This window comes from Desulfuromonas sp. DDH964 (assembly GCF_001611275.1).
In the GTDB taxonomy this organism is placed as follows: domain Bacteria; phylum Desulfobacterota; class Desulfuromonadia; order Desulfuromonadales; family DDH964; genus DDH964.
In genome coordinates this window covers 931,808-945,243 of sequence record NZ_CP015080.1, presented here as the reverse complement: position 1 = coordinate 945,243, position 13,436 = coordinate 931,808, and the positions used below count along the sequence as shown (strand labels likewise).

The following is a 13,436-nucleotide window of genomic DNA, read 5'->3' as shown; positions in this document are numbered from 1 at the left end:
CAATAAAAAGGAGCTGAAGATGAGAAAAAGCTTGAAACTGTTCACCATCGCGCTCGCCCTGATGCTGGCCGGACCGGCCCTGGCAGCGAGCGAGCAGCCCGGCAAGGGCGTTACGGTCCAGCCCGCCCGCGCCACCTGGAACACCGGCTACTTCCAGGAAGTGCTGGTACGCAAGGGGCTGGAAGAGCTCGGCTACAAGGTAAAAAACCCGAAGGAGTTGACCAACCCGATTTTTTACCAGTCGCTGGCCCTCGGCGACCTCGACTACTGGACCAACGGCTGGTTCCCCATGCATGATGGCCAGCTGCCGAAACACTTTTACGAACGGGCGGAAAAGGTCGGATACGTCTCCAAGGCCGGTGGCCTGCAGGGCTATCTGGTTTCGAAGCGGGATGTGGAGAAATACAACATCCGCTCCCTCGATGACTTCCGTCGTCCCGAAGTCAAGCAGGCCTTCGACGCCAACGGTGACGGCAAGGCGGACCTGACCGCGTGCCCCCCCGGCTGGGGCTGCGAGAAGGTCATCGCCCACCACATGAAGGTGTACGGCCTCGACGATGATATCAACCTGATCAAGGCGTCCTACTCTGCCAGCATGGCCGAGACCCTGGCCAGATACCAGGCCGGAAAACCGGCGTTCTTCTACACCTGGGCACCGAACTGGACGATCTTCAAGCTCAAGCCGGGCCAGGATGTCATGTGGATCAACGTACCGGAGATCAACCCCACCGAATCGCAGCTGACCGGCAAGGAGCGCATGACTGTCAGCGGCGTCCAGGGCGCGGTGAGCGATCCGGCCAAGCTCGGCTTCGTCGTCAGCGACATCCGGATTGTCGCCAACAAGAAATTCCTCGCCAAGAACCCGGCGGCAAAGAAGTTTTTCGAGCTTTTCACCCTCCCCCTGGCCGATATCAACGAGCAGAATGCCCGCATGGAGAATGGCGAAAAGTCGCAGCATGACATTGAACGCCAGGCCGATGAGTGGATCGCCAAGCATCGCCCGCAGTGGGATGGCTGGCTGGCGGAAGCCCGCAAGGCCGCACTATGATCCCCCATTCACTTGATTGCCAAAAGGAGACTCTCTTGCATTTGAAAAGACTGTTGCATCTTGCCCTGACCATGATTTTCCTGCTGGCGGTCGCTTCACCCGTCCTCGCCGCCGATTCGGCCCTGGACGCCCTCGACAGCCGCCTGCAAAAGCTCGAAGACGCTACCGGCATCAGGCTGGGGGGCGCCCTGCGGGTGAACTACGGACTCCAGGACTGGAGCGCGGCATCCAAAGACAAGGGGGGCGATTTTGCCTTCGACCTGTTCCGGCTCAATCTCGATGGCGAAGTCGCCGACATCCTGCTATCGGCGGAGTATCGCTTCTACCCCGAATATGACTTCGACACCATCCATCACGGCTGGATCGGCTACAACTTTTCCGACGACCTCCAGGGACAGATCGGCATCCAGCAGGTCCCCTTCGGTATCCAGCCCTACGCGTCCCACAACTTCTGGTTCAGCGGCGCTTACTACCTCGGCTTGGAAGATGACTACGACATGGGGGTGAAGTTTCTCTACACCCCCGGTCCCCTCGATATCGCCGTCGCCTTCTACAAGAATGCCGAGCTCGGCAACTCCAGCGACAAGGAGCGCTACTCCATCGACCTGATTACCGAAGGGGTCAACGCCAACGAGGAGACCAACCAGGGGAACCTGCGGCTCGCCTACACTCTGCAGCACAGCGAAACCTGCGCCACCGAATTCGGCTGGTCGGGTGAATACGGCCAGGTCTACAACACCGCCACCGGCGACATGGGCGACCACTGGGCGAGCGCCGTGCACCTGGTGGGAAATTACGGCAACCTCAACGTCCAGCTCGAATATGCAGCCTACGAGTACGCCCTGGAGAACCCGACCGGGGTCGACAACCGCCTGATTCACGTCGGCGCCTTCGCCGCGGCCTGGGACGCGCCGGCAAAAGCGTCGATCGGCATCTTCAACGCCGCCTACACCTTCCCCCTCGACTGGGGTCCCCTCGACAGCATCCAGGTCTACTCCGACAACACCGTCATCGAGCCCGACGAGGGCTCCTTCGGCACCGCCTGGCAGAACGTCGTCGGCGCCATGGTCGCCGCCGGGCCGCTCTATACCTATTTCGACGTTATCTCCGGGGAGAACATGATCTTCATGAACGGCAATCCGACCACCCCGGACAACGAGCGCAACACCCGGATCAATATTAACTTCGGCTATTATTTCTAACGGCCTCGCGGCCGGTTGGCTGGTCATTACTACCGCAGCACGAATCCAGCCAAATTACCCAAAAGGGAGTTTAACCTTGCCCATTTACAGCAGCAAACAACAGGATATCGCCCATCGCATCAGTGACATCGACGCGTCCCTCTCCAACTGGAAGGACTGGCGCTGGCAACTCAAGCATTCAGTCCAGGATATCGATACCGTCGAGGAACTGCTCGGCACCCGTTTCAGCAGCGCGGAGAAGCAGAAACTGGAGCTGACCCTGAAGCGTTTCCCCCTCTCCATCACCCCCTACTACCTTTCCCTGGTCGATGCTGATGACTTCCGCAACGATCCGGTCTTCATGCAGGCCTTCCCGTCACCGCGGGAGTTGGAGATCGAAAGCTACGACATGAGCGACCCGCTTGCCGAGGACAAGGACAGCCCGGCGCCGGGGATCACCCATCGCTATCCCGACCGGGTACTGCTGCAGATCAGCAATGTCTGCTCCATGTACTGCCGCCACTGCACCCGCAAGCGCAAGGTCGGCGATGTCGACTCGATCCCGAAAAAAGCCGAACTGTTGGCGGGAATCGACTACATCCGCAACACCCCGGTGATCCGCGACGTCCTCCTCTCCGGCGGCGACCCGCTGATGCTCTCGGACAGCTACCTCGACTGGATCCTCGGCGAGCTGAAGACGATCCCCCACGTGCAGGTGATCCGTATCGGTACGCGGATGCCGGTGGTCCTCCCCTACCGCATCACCGATAGCCTGGTGGCGGTGCTGAAAAAACATCAGCCCCTCTGGCTCAACACCCATTTCAACCACCCCCGCGAGATCACCAGTTCCTCCCGCGAGGCGCTGCGGATGCTGGCCGACGCCGGCATCCCCCTCGGCAACCAGTCGGTGCTCCTCGCCGGCATCAACGACTGCCCGCGCATCATGAAATCGCTGGTCCACAAGCTGGTGGAGAACCGGGTCCGCCCCTACTACCTCTACCAATGCGACCTCTCCGAAGGGCTCTCCCATTTCCGCACCCCGGTCGGCAAGGGAATCGAGATCATGGAGAGCCTGCGCGGCCACACCAGCGGCTTTGCCGTGCCGACCTATGTCGTCGACGCCCCGGGCGGCGGCGGCAAGATCCCCCTCTCTCCCAACTACCTGATCTCCATTTCGACCAACAAGGTGGTGCTGCGCAACTACGAAGGGGTGATCACCACCTACCAGGAGCCGAACAGCTACGAGCCGATCTTCTGCGACCGCAAGTGCGACGACTGCCGGCTCCACCTGAAACTGGGCGATGCCGAGGAGTGCCGCTCGACCGGGATCGAGATGCTCCTCTCCGACTTCGACCGCACCATCTCCCTCACCCCCGAGAACAACAGCCGCATGGAGCGCCGTCATGACCACTGATCGGATCGAGTCCTTTGGCAATTCCACCATCCAGCACGGCAAGCATAGCGACCGGGTTTACCTGATGAGCCTGGCGCGCAACGATCTGCCGGAGCTCCTCCCCTACCTCGAAGAGTTGGCCGATGAACGGGGCTACTCCAAGATTTTCGCCAAGGTCCCCGACGACCGGGAAGAACTTTTCCGCCGGCGCGGCTACCAGCCCGAAGCGACGGTGCCGGACTTTTACCGGGGGGAGGTCGATGTCCACTTCATGGGGAAATTCCTCTCGCCGGAACGGCGCCGGGAGACCCGGCCTCAGCGGGTGACCGAAGTGCTGGAGCTCTCCCGCGAGAAGAGCGCGGCGCCGGAGGAGCTGAGTCTCCCCCCTGGCTACGGGTACCGGGCCCTGGGCCCGGAGGACTGCGAGGCGATGGCCGCCGTCTACCGGGTGGTCTTCGCCACCTACCCCTTCCCGATTCACGACCCGGCCTACCTGCGCACCACCATGGCGAGCCACATCCGCTACCACGGTATCTTCGCGGCGGGGGAGCTGGTTGCCATCGCCTCGGCGGAACTCGACCTCGCCGGACGCAACGCCGAGATGACCGATTTCGCCACCCTCCCCGAACAGCGGGGGCGCGGTCTGGCCAACTACCTCCTCGCGCGGCTGGAACGAGCCGCGGCTCAGGAAGGGATCGTCACCGCCTTCACCATCGCCCGGGCCTATTCCTTCGGCATGAACATCACCTTTGCCAAGAGCGGCTACCGCTTCGGTGGCACCCTAACGCGCAACACCCAGATCTCCGGTGAGCTGGAGAGCATGAACGTCTGGTATAAATCGCTGGTGGAGTAACCCGATGCCGGACCACCCATCCATCCATCCACTCGGTCCTGCAGGGAGTAGCAGACGGGCTCCCCTACCTGGCGCCGGCTCTGAAAGAATCAGGGCCGGCGCCCTGATTCCCGGCTGAAAAAGCCCACCGGTTGGCTATAATCTGTAAAAGTGATTCCGCCCACCGAAAGGCTCCCATGTCCCGCTGGAAGAAAATCGTCGCCAGCCTTGCCATCCTGGTCGTCCTCCTCCTGCTGGCGATCACCCTGTTTTTGCCTGGCCAGCTGCGCAGCCGCGCCAGCGCCTGGGTCGCCGACCAGACCGGGCGCAGTCTGAGCATCGGCGCCATCGGCGTCAACCCCCTGACCCTGACCCTGACCATCCGCGACCTCGATCTCAAGGAACCCGGCAGCGAGCAGAGTTTTTTCTCCTGTCAGCGCCTGCTGGTTTCGCTGAGCAGCCGCTCTCTGCTCGAACGGGCGCTGATCCTCGACGCCGTCGAACTCGACCAGCCCTACCTGCTGCTGCAGCGCACCGGACCGGAGCGCTTTAACTTCTCCGATCTCATCCCCGCCAACGACCCGGCAGCACCGCCCGTCCCCGCCGCTGAGCCGCTGCGCTTTTCCATCAACAACCTGGTGGTCCGCGCCGGCTCTGTCGACCTCGCCGACCTGACCCGGGAAGACGGCGGCCGCCATACCATCCGCCAGTTCGATTTGAGCGTTCCGGTGATCGGCAATGTCCCTTACCTCGCCGACCGTTATGTCGAGCCGGCGCTCAGCCTGCGCTTCGACGACTCGCCGCTGCGCGCCGAAGGACGCAGCAAGCCCTTTAGCGAGTCCGAAGAGACGACCCTGGCGCTCAAGCTGCAGGATCTCGATCTTGCCCACTACGCCCGCTACTCTCCGGTACCGCTCCCGTTGACCGTCGCCACCGGTCGCCTCGCCCTCGACATCGAAGCCTCATATCGGCTCAGCGCGGCCAAGACGCCGCAACTCCTCCTCAACGGCAGCGTCGTCCTCAGCGGCCTCAACCTCGACTTCCCCGATGGGACGCGCTGCTTCACCCTGCCGCTGCTGAGCGCCGACATCGATTTTATCGACCTCGCCGAGCGCCAGCTCGCCCTGCGGGAGCTTTCGATCTACAGCCCCGAGCTCTACCTCGACCGAAACCGGACCGGAGAGTGGAACTTCGAACGCCTGCTGCCGCAACGGACGGGGGAGATGGCTGACGCTGCTGCACCGGCCACCGCCGCCCCCGAACTGCGGGTGGCGATCGAAACGCTGCGGCTGCGCCTCGGCAAGGTACATTTCCGCGACGCACTCCCCCCCGGCGGCTTCAGCGAAGAAATCCGTGAGATCAACCTCCTCGGCCACGACTTCTCCAACCTTGCCGATGACCGGGGCGATTTCAGCTTCGGCCTCGAAACCGAACGGCGGCTACGGCTCGCCATTTCCGGCACCGCCGGTCTCATACCCCTGGCCGCCAGGGCCGAGTTCAAACTGGAGGATCTTCCTCTCGCCCCCTACTACCCCTACCTTGCCGACCGCCTCACCGCCCCGGTTTCCGGCCGCTTCGGGACCGCCGGGGAGGTCGACTACGGTCCGCAACCGAACCAGCTGCAATTGCGCGGGGTGACGGCAACTCTTGCCGGAGTTGACGCCCCCTTCGGTGGCGGCGATCATTTCGCCCTATCAAGCCTCGCCCTGGCCGGGGGGCATTTCGATCTCGCCACACGCACCACCGGCTTTGCCGACCTGGACCTGGAGCAGGCGGAACTGGTCGCCTCGCGCCAGGCCGATGGCCATCTCACTCCTTTCGACCTGCTGCGACCGCAGCCAGCAGCCCCGGCGCCTGTTCCGGCGGCCACCACCGACCCGGAATCGCCCCCCTGGCAGGTGACGCTAGGGCGGGTGGCGCTCGCTGGTTCGCGGGTGCAGTTCCGCGACGCCACCCTGCCGCGGGAAGGGGTGCTGGAGCTCGAAGATTTGCACGCCTCCATCGCCAACCTGACCCTGCCGCAGGCGGGTAAGAGTCCCTACCAGCTCGGTTTCCGCCTCGGCAAGGGAGAGCTCAACCTGGCCGGAGAGCTGGTCCATACGCCCCTCGCCGTCAACGGCACCCTGCAGATCGCGCACCTGCCGCTGCCGGACCTCAGCCCCTGGTTCCCGGCGCTGGTCAAGGTCGACTTCGTCGACGGCCGCCTCGACAGCCATCTTCAGTACCACCTGCGGCAGAAGGAAACGGGCCTCGGCGGAACCATCTCCGGCGCGGCCGGTATCCGCCGCCTTGCCCTGCACGATCCCCTCGCGCATGAACCGCTCCTTGCCTGGGAGAGCCTGCAGCTCGACGGTCTCCGGGTCGATCTCCAGCCGCTGCAGGTCGAGATCGCCGGCGTCGCTCTCAACAACTACCAGGCCCAGGTCCTGGTCACCAAGGACGGCCGCGTCAATCTCGCCAGCGTCGCCAACGCGGCTGCAGCGGAGGCTCCAGCCACGACACTGCCGGCAGCGGCGCCAGAACCCGCCCCATCGCCCCGGGTGCAGATCACCAGAGTGACCCTGCAGGACGGTACCCTCACCTTCACCGACCACCACCTGCCGGAATTTTTCGCCACCACCATGTACCGCCTCGGCGGCCGCATCACCGGCCTGGCCAGCGACGCCAAGGCCCCGGCTGCCGTCGATCTGCGCGGCGAGCTGGAGAATCGTTCGCCACTACAGATCAGCGGTTCCATCGATCCCTTCCGCGACAGTCTCTACCTCGACCTCAAGGTGACCTTTAGCAACATCGACCTGGTGCCGGCCACCCCTTACGCCGGCACCTATCTCGGTTACGTCATCGCCAAGGGGAAGCTCTTTCTCAACCTCGATTACCACATCGAAGACCACCAGGTGACGGCCAGCAACCAGCTTTTCCTCGACCAGTTCAGCTTCGGCGATGCCGTGGCGAGCGACGCGGCGACGTCGCTGCCGGTGCGCCTGGCGGTCGCCCTGCTCAAGGACCGCAACGGGGAAATTCACCTCGACCTTCCGGTCTCCGGCCGCACCGACGACCCCCAGTTCCAGATCTGGAGCACCCTCTTCACCATCGTCAAGAATCTGCTGGTCAAGGCTGCCACCGCCCCCTTCTCGCTCCTCGCGGCGATGCTCGGCGGCGGCGCCGACGGTGACTTCAGCCAGGTCACGTTCCCCTTCGGGAGCGCCGCCCTCACGGCCGCCGCCCAGGAAAAGCTGGCCAAACTTGCCCAGGCGTTGCAGCAGCGACCGGCCCTGAAGCTGGAAATCAGCGGGTTTGTCGATCCCGATCAGGACCCCGAAGGGTACCGGCAACTGCAGTTACAGCAGCGGCTGATTGCGTTCAAGCGGCGTGAACTTGCTGGCGCAGGGAAGGAACCGTCCCCAGCAGGAGCGATCGAAATTGGCCGCGAGGAGTACCCGCGGCTGCTGCGCCAGGTCTATAAACAGGCCAAGTTCCCAAAACCGCGCAACTTTTTGGGATTTGAAAAGGATTTGCCGGTAGCGGAAATGGAAAAACTGTTGCTCGCCAATATTCCGGCCGGTCCGCAGCAGCTCCAGGAACTGGCCAGCGCGCGTGCAGAGGCGGTGCAGACCTACCTGCAACAGCAGGGTAGCGAGATTGGGCCGCGTCTCTTCCTGAAGAACGCGCCCATCGAACAGCCGCCGGCCAAGGCCGGGGAGGCGGCGAGCCGGGTCGAGTTCGGACTTTCGCTCAACTGAATGGGGAGGTGAAGCGCGGGCGGGATGTTTAAAGGGGAAAAGGTTAAAACCGGTTCCGGCCCAGGGCCGAGGCGTGTCGACGTTTAGCTCTCTTGCGCGGCCAACCGCTGGGCACATCCTTCGGCCCAGGCCAGGATCTCCGCCAGATGAAACGGCTTCTTGATATACGCTCCGCCAAACTCAGCTATTTCCCGCTGCAGTTCCACGGTCAGACTGGCACCCATTATCGCCTTGTTGGCGTCAAGGGCCTTGCACCCGCGCAGGCGTTGCAGTTTCAGGAAATCGAGGGCGCTGATATGCGGCAGGTCGAGATCGCTCAGCAAAGCATCAGCGCAGGGGACTTTGCTGGCGCAGCAGGCTTCCTCGTCATCCCGCCGATGAAAGAGGGGACAGGCGGAAGGATCAGCGAAAGTCTGAACCTGATACCCCGCCCCGGTGAGGACGACATTCAACAGTTCCCGCAAGCTTGGTTCCCGTTCAAAAATCAGGATTCGCAACCCCATCGCCAACATCCCTCCCCACAGTACAGGGGCGAAACCATTGCCGCCCAACGGCAAACGCCCGCCTCCAGAAAATCCGAAGACGAGCGTCTCAGTGCCTGCAGCAGCTCAACTCTCTTCGGCAACCCGGCTGTCCCCGTGGGACCCGCAGCTTTGCGTCACCGGCTCGCGCCGGTTTTGCCAGTATCGGAGAATAATGTCGTATACATTACCGAAACCAGATCAGGTTGTCCATCCCATTTCTGCACTCCCATTTCTGCGCCGCGGCAAACGGGAGAGTAACCTGGCCGCACCAACCTATTGTTCTGTCCTCATTTTCAAGCCTCCTCAATCTGGGGGGGCTTGCTGTTTTCCGGCAATGCCGTTCTGGATTTTTTCGTTAAAATCCGGATACAATTTTACACCACAGTCCGGACATAGCCCATGTGAGAACAGGGTGCCGGAATTGTTTGATATGTAAGTTTCAATCTGGTGCCAGTACCCGCTGTCATCACGTATTTTTTTACAATTGGCGCAAATAGGCAGCAACTTTTTTAAGATTTTGACGTTGGCCAAGGCCTCCTGAAGACTCTCAGCTAAAGCTTGCTGTTTTTTCCCCGCATTTATGATCAATGAATCTCCCCGCAGCAAGCTACGGGGTATCAAAAGTTTAGATTGATCGCTTTCATCGAAGCAAGCTTCGGGGAATTCGACCCACCTGAGATTAAAAAAAGGGGTCTTATTGCAATCACGCCGCCAACCATCATTGCAGAACCAAAAACACCTATAATTTCAAAAAGATAATCCACTGACCCGAAGTGTACCGCTGGGCCCGACAATAATGTCACCAGAGTAATGAAGCGACGGGCAGCCATGGTGCCTATTCCCAACGAGAGGAGTAACCAGGCTCGGGTATGGCCCGTAAGGGGGATGAGCCGGAAAGAAAAATATACGGCAGTGCACTGCAGGACGAGAGAGATGAAAACAATGGCGGCAAAGGTCAAGGAGTCCTTCCTTCCTGGTTATTTTCGAGGGAAAAACAGAGACCTGTATTTGGTGAGGATGGCACAGGAAACGAGGGGGCGCCCTCCCCGTCCCAACGGCCCCGGAGGCCGGCAAAGGCGAGGTGTGATCGGTCGCGGCTGCTGATGGAGCGGGGGATCCTGCCGGTTGCTGTCTGTTGCCACAGGTAGAAACCGGCGGCGAAGAGATTCCCGAAGCCCTTGGAACGGGTGCCGATGCAGGCAGGGAGCGCAAATCGACCGCTCATGACGCAGACTCCTGGCTGATGCGACCCTGGCCGGCCGGGATTCGATTCCCGACCCGGATAGGCTGGGTTGGGGGAGAAACTATTCGTCGGCGGTCGGAGCGGGCCGCGGTGGCAGCTCCGGAAAAAGATCGAGTTCCTTGGCCCGGACCCACCAGGGGTCGGCGTAGTAGGTGGCGGCCTGACGGTGGGTGACCGGAAAGGCGCCCGGCTGGAGCGGCGGACGGTAGTCGTCGAAGAGGTCAAGATAGACCGGGTCAAGAATGACCACGTCCAGGCTGTTCAGGCGCTCCTCAAGCAGGGCGCGAAGAGCGCCGACCGGAACCAGGCGGGAGCCGTTGCAGACAACTTCGCCGCCGAAACGGTCATAGAGGGCCTTGTCGAGCTTCCAGCGTTTGACCCCGGCACGGGCTTCCGACGTCTGCGGCATCGCCGTCCGCGCCGGGTTGAGCTCGGCGCTCTTGGTGTCCGTCGTTTCCTGGCTGAACCAGGCGATCAGGGAATTGAGTCTTTCGAGCCGCAATTGCAGCCATTTTTCATCTTTCCCCCCCGGTTTGGCCTGCTCGAGCTCGGCGGTAAGCGCCGCGCTTTCACGAGTCAGAATCGTCAGGCGGGTCTGCAGTAGCCAGCGCAGATAATCGAGGTAGGCTGCAATTTCCTCATCCCGGGCCTCGACTTGTTGCTCCTCGGCAAAGGCGCTGACAACCGCCTCGACTATTTTGTTGCGCAGGATAGTCCGGCGTTCTTCCTGCTGCCAGAGCTCGGTCAACTCCTGGCCGAGGTGAACCTTTTGCCGCGTCATCGTTTCCGGCGAAGGGTCGAGATCAGCGACGCTGATCAGCTTCTGGAAGACTTGGGCTACCGGCGCTGCCGCGCTGCTCTCGGAACTGAGCGCCGTCGACGGCAGAATGAGGAGAAAAAGGGCGCTCAGGACTGGCACTACCCTCCGGTAGCTGCTGTACCCGCGCCCGATTCGATTTTTGGTCTGCTGTTTCATGCCCCTCCCCCTCCCCGGCCTGCTTTCCAGCGAATAGCCTGTGGTTTAAATAGCGCCCTTCACCCCTGATGTCAAGCCGCCGGTCGGTCGCGGGTCAGCCTGGGAGCCAGGAAGAGTCTTCACTCGCCAAGAGTTCCGCAATCCTCTCGGCGGCAAGGGGGCGACTGAAGAGGTAGCCCTGCATTTCGTGGCACGCCTCACCGCGCAGGAAGCGGAACTGGTTCTCGGTCTCGACCCCTTCGGCGATCACCGACAGGTTGAGACTCCTGCCCATGGCGATGATCGCCGCGGTGATGGCGGCATCGGTCGGATTGTCGGCGACATCGCGGACAAAAGACTTGTCGATCTTCAGGGTGTTGACGGCAAAGCGCTTGAGGTGGGCGAGGGAGGAGTAGCCAGTGCCGAAGTCGTCGATGGAGAGATGGACGCCGAGTCGGCGCAGCTCGGCGAGAAGCTGGGCCGCGAAGTCGGGATTCTGCATGATAACCGTCTCGGTGACCTCGAGCTCGAGGAAGGCGGGCGGCAGCCGGGTCTCGTCAAGGATCCGGGCGACGACCTGCGGCAGGTTCTTCTGCTGCAGCTGGTAGCCGGAGAGGTTGACGGCGACGCGGACCGGGGGCAACCCCTGCTCCTGCCAGCGGCGGTTCTGCGTGCAGGCGGTGCGAAGCACCCACTCGCCGATCGGTACGATCAGACCGGTCTCCTCGGCGAGGGAGATGAACTCCCCGGGGGGGAGGAGCCCGAGAGTTGGGTGCTCCCAGCGCAGCAGCGCCTCCAGGGCGGTGACGCGGCCACTGTCCATCGCCACCTTCGGCTGGTAGTGGACCCGGAACTCCTCCCGTTCCAGGGCCTTGCGCAGGCCGTTCTCCATGATCAGGCGGCGGTCGGCGTCGGCGTCCATGCTTGGCTCGTAGAACTTGCAGGTGTTGCGCCCGCCGGCCTTGGCACTGTACATGGCGAGGTCGGCTTTTTTCACCAGGCTGGGCGGGTCTTCGGCGTCGCCGGGATAACGGGCAATGCCGATACTGGTCGTCACGTAGAGCTCGTGGCCATCGATATGCAGCGGCTGGGCGAGGGCCTTGAGAATCTTGGCGGCGACCCGCTCGGTATCGTCCGCCTCCTGGAGCTGGCCGAGTATGACGGTGAACTCGTCGCCGCCGAGGCGGGCGACGGTGTCCGACTCGCGCACGTTCACCTGCAACCGCCGGGCGACCTCCTGCAAGAGCTTGTCCCCCACCGCGTGCCCGAGAGTGTCGTTGATAATCTTGAAACGGTCGAGGTCGAGAAAGAGGACCGCCAACGGGTACTTGCCGCGCTTGGCCAGGGCGAGGGCATGGTGCAGGCGGTCGAGGAAGAAGGTACGGTTCGGCAGACCGGTGAGCATGTCGTGATGCGCCATGTGGTAGAGCTGGTTCTGGGCCAGCTTGCGCTCGGAGATATCGCGGCAGATCCCCCACAGGGCTGTCGGCCGGGCGTCCTGGAAACTGCAGGAGACGCTCCCTTCGACATCGACCAGGCGCCCGACCTTGGCGACCAGTTGCCCCTCGATGGCGTTGCCGCGGTCACCGGAGAGGGCTTTTTGAAACTCGACCAGGCACTTGCCGATACAGTCGCGATGCAAGACGTCGCGGACCCGCAGGGTCGCCAGCTCGTCCCTGCTGTAACCGGTGGCCCGCAGCCAGGCCCGGTTGGCAAAGAGAAAACGCCCCTCGGGGGTGAAGCTGAAAATCAGGTCGTTGGCCGACTCGAGAAAATCGACCAGCCTAGATTCGCTCTGCTGCAGCGACGCGTTCTCCTTGCGGATGACCCCCATCAGAAAAGCGGCGACCACCGCCACGGTGGCGTTGAGGAGACTGACCCAGAACCAGATCAGGCCGAGATAGAGGGCGTCGTGGTGCAGACCCGGGTCGACGAAGGGCATGCTGACCGCGGGAATCAGGCTGAAGTAGGTGGCAACGAGCAGGGCACCGAAGAAGAAACCGCCGAGGCTGCCGAGAAACCAGACATCCTCCCGGCGCTCGAGCAAAACCGCGGCCTCGATGGTCACCACCAGGTAGACCGGCCAGAACCAGCTGGCGCCGCCGCCACTGAAATGGATCAGGACCGTCACCAGCAGCAGGTCAAGCAGAATCTGGACCTGTTCAAAGGCGGCAATACGGGCAACCCGTTCCGGGATACTGTGGCAGGCGGCATTATAAGCAAGCACCACCAGGACGGTGCTGCAGAGAAAGACCACCTGGGCATGGGAGAGGAAGAAACCGTAGCGGCTGAGGGAATAGGTGCTGGCGGCAAAGGCGGCGTAGATGCCGAAGAGGATCAGCAGCAGCCAGCGGGCCCTGGCCACCAGCCGGGTGCGGCCGTAGCGATCGGTAAACTTGGGGGTGTTTTCCCGGCCAGTGGTGGACCGGGCCCTCGTCCCGGCTTTCAGGCCATCGAGCCCATCGGCCCAGGAACCGGCCTCGGCCAATTCGTTTTCCATTCCTTACCTCGCAGGACTTG

10 protein-coding genes and 1 riboswitch are annotated in these 13,436 nt (G+C 62.5%); of the genes, 5 read left to right on the top strand and 5 right to left on the bottom strand.

Annotated elements, in window-relative coordinates:
* Window positions 1-19 precede the first annotated feature (19 nt).
* The 5 genes from proX to DBW_RS04170 all read left to right on the top strand — a co-directional run bounded on the left by proX (window position 20) and on the right by DBW_RS04170 (window position 8,194).
* Window positions 20-1,048: a glycine betaine/L-proline ABC transporter substrate-binding protein ProX gene (gene proX, locus DBW_RS04190; protein ID WP_066724680.1), complete on the top strand. Its 1,029-nt coding sequence runs from the start codon at window positions 20-22 to the stop codon at window positions 1,046-1,048.
* Between the two features lie 35 nt (window positions 1,049-1,083).
* Complete coding sequence (locus DBW_RS04185; RefSeq protein WP_066724668.1) at window positions 1,084-2,250, top strand: hypothetical protein; 1,167 nt, start codon at window positions 1,084-1,086, stop codon at window positions 2,248-2,250.
* A 76-nt stretch (window positions 2,251-2,326) separates the two neighbouring features.
* Window positions 2,327-3,643: a lysine 2,3-aminomutase gene (gene ablA, locus DBW_RS04180; protein ID WP_066724664.1), complete on the top strand. Its 1,317-nt coding sequence runs from the start codon at window positions 2,327-2,329 to the stop codon at window positions 3,641-3,643.
* Window positions 3,633-4,475, top strand: a complete 843-nt coding sequence (gene ablB / locus DBW_RS04175; protein ID WP_066724661.1) for a putative beta-lysine N-acetyltransferase — start codon at window positions 3,633-3,635, stop codon at window positions 4,473-4,475. Before ablA ends, ablB begins: the two co-directional genes overlap by 11 nt.
* A 176-nt stretch (window positions 4,476-4,651) precedes the next feature.
* Window positions 4,652-8,194, top strand: coding sequence for a DUF748 domain-containing protein (locus DBW_RS04170; protein ID WP_066724658.1), 3,543 nt, complete (start codon window positions 4,652-4,654; stop codon window positions 8,192-8,194).
* A gap of 83 nt (window positions 8,195-8,277) precedes the next feature.
* Here the strand turns inward: DBW_RS04170 and DBW_RS04165 are convergent, their stop codons facing one another.
* The 5 genes from DBW_RS04165 to DBW_RS04150 all read right to left on the bottom strand — a co-directional run bounded on the left by DBW_RS04165 (window position 8,278) and on the right by DBW_RS04150 (window position 13,416).
* On the bottom strand, window positions 8,278-8,697 hold the full coding sequence (locus DBW_RS04165; protein WP_066724656.1) for a response regulator: 420 nt from the start codon (window positions 8,695-8,697) through the stop codon (window positions 8,278-8,280).
* A 114-nt stretch (window positions 8,698-8,811) separates the two neighbouring features.
* A riboswitch (cyclic di-GMP riboswitch) is annotated at window positions 8,812-8,886 on the bottom strand.
* Between the two features lie 135 nt (window positions 8,887-9,021).
* Complete coding sequence (locus DBW_RS18395) at window positions 9,022-9,306, bottom strand: hypothetical protein (protein ID WP_157471745.1); 285 nt, start codon at window positions 9,304-9,306, stop codon at window positions 9,022-9,024.
* A gap of 29 nt (window positions 9,307-9,335) precedes the next feature.
* Window positions 9,336-9,677: a hypothetical protein gene (locus tag DBW_RS04160; protein ID WP_066724653.1), complete on the bottom strand. Its 342-nt coding sequence runs from the start codon at window positions 9,675-9,677 to the stop codon at window positions 9,336-9,338.
* Between the two features lie 345 nt (window positions 9,678-10,022).
* Window positions 10,023-10,937 carry a hypothetical protein gene (locus DBW_RS04155; protein ID WP_066724650.1) on the bottom strand — a complete coding sequence of 305 codons (915 nt, stop codon included), beginning with the start codon at window positions 10,935-10,937 and terminating at the stop codon, window positions 10,023-10,025.
* Between the two features lie 94 nt (window positions 10,938-11,031).
* Window positions 11,032-13,416 (bottom strand): putative bifunctional diguanylate cyclase/phosphodiesterase, encoded by a 2,385-nt coding sequence (locus tag DBW_RS04150; RefSeq protein WP_066724647.1) that lies wholly within the window; start codon window positions 13,414-13,416, stop codon window positions 11,032-11,034.
* Window positions 13,417-13,436 lie beyond the last annotated feature (20 nt).

What these genes read in the sequence shown, in the direction of transcription:
- proX (WP_066724680.1), top strand. Translation starts at nt 20, where the DNA reads ATGAGAAAAAGCTTGAAACTGTTCACCATCGCGCTCGCCCTGATGCTG.
- ablB (WP_066724661.1), top strand. Translation starts at nt 3,633, where the DNA reads ATGACCACTGATCGGATCGAGTCCTTTGGCAATTCCACCATCCAGCAC.
- DBW_RS04170 (WP_066724658.1), top strand. Translation starts at nt 4,652, where the DNA reads ATGTCCCGCTGGAAGAAAATCGTCGCCAGCCTTGCCATCCTGGTCGTC.
- DBW_RS04165 (WP_066724656.1), bottom strand. Translation starts at nt 8,697, where the DNA reads ATGGGGTTGCGAATCCTGATTTTTGAACGGGAACCAAGCTTGCGGGAA.
- DBW_RS04155 (WP_066724650.1), bottom strand. Translation starts at nt 10,937, where the DNA reads ATGAAACAGCAGACCAAAAATCGAATCGGGCGCGGGTACAGCAGCTAC.
- DBW_RS04150 (WP_066724647.1), bottom strand. Translation starts at nt 13,416, where the DNA reads ATGGAAAACGAATTGGCCGAGGCCGGTTCCTGGGCCGATGGGCTCGAT.